The organism is Devosia sp., assembly GCF_034675085.1.
Classification (GTDB): Bacteria; Pseudomonadota; Alphaproteobacteria; order Rhizobiales; family Devosiaceae; genus Devosia.
The window spans coordinates 1-2,411 of sequence record NZ_JAUCDN010000411.1; the positions used below are offsets into that span (position 1 = coordinate 1).

At 65.5% G+C, this 2,411-nt stretch carries 2 protein-coding genes; one reads left to right on the forward strand and one right to left on the reverse strand.

Annotation, left to right across the window (positions count from 1 at the left end):
* Nucleotides 1-359 (reverse strand): magnesium transporter MgtE N-terminal domain-containing protein (locus tag VDP82_RS17065; protein WP_416347137.1); only part of this gene is annotated, 359 nt, incomplete at its 3' end.
* A 415-nt stretch (nucleotides 360-774) separates the two neighbouring features.
* Between VDP82_RS17065 and VDP82_RS17070 the strand changes: the two genes are divergently transcribed.
* Nucleotides 775-2,205, forward strand: coding sequence for a DEAD/DEAH box helicase (locus VDP82_RS17070; protein ID WP_323016024.1), 1,431 nt, complete (start codon nucleotides 775-777; stop codon nucleotides 2,203-2,205).
* Nucleotides 2,206-2,411: the final 206 nt, after the last annotated feature.

The following is a 2,411-nucleotide window of genomic DNA, read 5'->3' on the forward strand; positions in this document are numbered from 1 at the left end:
ACGGCGTCGTCATTGTCGAGCCCGGCCACGCCCCGCGCGATTTCCGCATTGGGCAATTCGTCCATCAGCTCGACGCGCACCGATTCATCGACCTCGGTCAGCGCCGAATAGTCGAACCGGTCGCCCAGCACCCGCACCAGGCGCACGCGCTCTTCCGCATCGAGCGATTCGAGCACGTCGCCCACATCGGCGGCGTGCAGCGGCGCCATCACCGTGGCCACGTCCTCGTTGCGGCCGGCGTCCAGATAGGCGCTCAGCCGCTCCAGCCAGAGCGGGCTGATATGGTCCTCGCTGTCGCGGAACACATCGGGATCGGACCCGGCCTCGGGGCCGGGAGCAGTGTCGGAATCCATGCTCATTGGAGGCCCTTTGTGTGTCGGGGGTTTCGGGGGCGGGCCAAGCTGTAGCCAATCGCAAACGGCCCAGCAAATGAATTGCGGCGCCCCAGCGCAAAAAAACCGCGCATCCGCGTCGCTAACCACATTGAGGGGCTTTGCCCGCAAATGCGGCAAAACCGTTGACAGGCAAGGGGGTTGCGCTATGGTCCGCCCCGCTGCGCATTTTCGCGCGATTGCCCCGTCATGGGGCTCGACCGTCTGGAAATGCGCCAGGGCCACTCCGTGGAATGGGCGAAGCCGCGTCCTTCCGGTGGCCGACCAGTCGTGGATGCGCCGGCATTATCCTGCCGTCTCCGGCTGAAGACCCCGGCGCACCGGCCGAATGTTTCGGAACGGACCTGGCCTCGGGCCACAAATCTGAGTGGATTTACCGAACTTGACTGATGATTTTTCCGCGCTTGGTCTGTCAACCAAAGTAACCAGCGCCGTCGCCGACGCCGGCTATACGAAGCCGACCGAAATCCAGGCGCAGGCCATCCCGCATCTTCTGGAAAAGAAGGACCTGATCGGCATTGCCCAGACCGGCACCGGCAAGACGGCCTCTTTCGTGCTGCCCATGCTGACGCTTCTGGAAAATGGCCGGGCCCGCGCCCGCATGCCGCGCACGCTCATCCTGGAGCCGACGCGCGAATTGGCCGCGCAGGTGAGCGAGAATTTCGAGAAATACGGCAAGAATCACCGCATCTCCATGGCCCTCATCATCGGTGGGGTGAGCTTCGAGGACCAGAACAAGAAGCTCGATCGCGGCGTCGATGTGCTCATCGCCACGCCGGGGCGCCTTCTCGACCAGTTCGATCGCGGCAAGATCCTGCTCACCGGCGTCGAGATCCTGGTCATCGACGAGGCCGACCGCATGCTCGACATGGGCTTCATCGACGATATCGAGAAGATCTGCTCGCGCCTGCCGCCGCGCCGCCAGACCATGCTGTTCTCGGCCACCATGGACCCGCAGATCGAGCGGCTGACCAAGAAATTCCTCAAGGACCCGGTGCGCGTGCAGGTGGCCCGCACCAGTTCCACCGCCGAGACCATCGACCAGAAGCTGGTCAAGGTTTCCTCCAAGCCCGACGAGAAGCGCGCCGCGCTGCGTGAGCGCATTCGCGGCGCCGAGGGGCTGACCAACGCCATCATCTTCTGCAATCGCAAGCGCGACGTGGCCACCCTCGCCCGCTCGCTCCAGCGCCATGGCTTTTCCGCCGGGGCGCTGCATGGCGACATGGACCAGAAGAGCCGCATGGAAACGCTGGATGCCTTCAAGCACGACAAGCTGACCCTGCTGGTGGCCAGCGACGTGGCCGCGCGCGGGCTCGACATTCCCAAGGTCAGCCACGTGTTCAATTTCGACGTGCCCGTGCACGCCGAGGACTATGTCCACCGCATCGGCCGCACCGGCCGCGCCGGCCGCTCGGGCGTCGCCTATACGCTGGTTGCCCCCGCCGACGGCAAGTATCTCGACGCCATCGTCAAGTTGATCCAGAAGCCCATCGACTATCTGGATGCCGGCTCGGCCCCCGCTCCGCATGCCGGTGACGAGACCCCTGCCCGCGCGCCTCGGCCGCGTCGCGGCGCCACCCGTGGCCGTCCGGCCGCCGAGGTCGCCGCCGCCGAGGCTCCCGCCTCTCAGGCGGCACCAGCCGCACCGGCGGCGGAAAAGGCCAGGCCGCCGAAGGAACGGGTGCAGCGTGAACGCAGCCGGCCCCGCGCCGCCGAGGCCGACGCCGATTCGGCGCCCTCGACCTCGCCCTTCGGCAATGACGGTCCGATTCCGGCTTTCCTCTTACGACCGACCCGCGCGCCGAGCGCCTGAAACCGGATTTGATTGTGTATTTGGCCCCTTTATGGTCCTGACCCAGTTGTATTTACTGCTGGCTGGGCCATAACTCTGCGCATATGTCCTGACCTGTTCGTCATCTGATTTGGCGAGGTGGTGCAGCGGGCGCGAGGGGAAGAATGTCCGAGCAGGAATTCAAACGTGCGCTGGGCTATGCGAACGCGGCCTTCGACCTGCTCCGG